We start from the raw sequence: 810 nt of genomic DNA, 5'->3' as shown, positions 1-810 counted from the left end.
CTGTCCACCCCCTGGTCGCCGGGCACCCCCCCCCCCGGGGCCGCCGTAACCCCCCCGTGCCCCCCCCCCCCGGTACCGCCCGGGCCGGCCCCCCGCCCGCCCCGCACCCGGGGGGGGGCGCGGCCCGGGGTCGCCCCCTCCCCTCGGAGGGAGCGACCCCGGGCCCACCCCCTTGCCCCCTTGTTCACGCACGGCCGGGCGCGTCGCGCGGAGCCGGGATCAGGACGGTCCGTCGGGAGCCCCGTCGCCCTCCACATTGGCCACCATCCTGCGCAGGACCTTGAGCGCGACCACGTACTCCTCGTCGCTGACGCCCCGGTGGACCACGGCACGCACCTCGGTCGCCAGGGCACGGAGCCGGACCCGCGCGGCCTCCCCCGCCTCCGTGAGGTGCAGGCACTGCCCCCCGTCGACGCGGAGCCATCCGCGGTGGAGCAACTGGTCGATGGTCCTGGCGATCTCCCGGGGCTCGTCGGCGAGGTGCCCCAGCTGCGCGACGACCTCCGCGCGACCCGGCGCCGCGGGGCCGCCGTTCACCCGGTTGAGCACCCAGTACTGCGGTTGTGTGGCGTCGACCTCGGCCATGGCGTCACGCAGGTGCCGGGTGACGGCCGCATGGGCCAGGCCGGACCAGTAGCCGACCGGCTGGGTGGCCAAGGCGTCATCGGTGGCGGCGGGGTCCGCCGGCGCCTGGTCGACAGTGGTCCCGTGAGTTAGACCGACCGGCGAATGGATCACTTGAGGCGCCGGGTGGTGGGGCGGCCGTCCCAGCGATAACGGCTCGTCGCTCGGCGTATCAGCATACGGAGC

At 76.3% G+C, this 810-nt stretch carries 1 protein-coding gene; it reads right to left on the bottom strand.

The genetic code is table 11. From position 1 onward, the window contains the following. Window positions 1-219: 219 nt before the first annotated feature. The gene (locus tag ACFW22_RS34455) at window positions 220-657 is read right to left on the bottom strand and encodes a MarR family winged helix-turn-helix transcriptional regulator (protein WP_386412403.1); all 438 of its coding nucleotides are present in this window, start codon (window positions 655-657) and stop codon (window positions 220-222) included. Window positions 658-810: the final 153 nt, after the last annotated feature.

The organism is Streptomyces sp. NPDC058872, assembly GCF_042743065.1.
Classification (GTDB): Bacteria; Actinomycetota; Actinomycetes; order Streptomycetales; family Streptomycetaceae; genus Streptomyces.
This window is presented reverse-complemented; position numbering and strand designations above follow the sequence as displayed.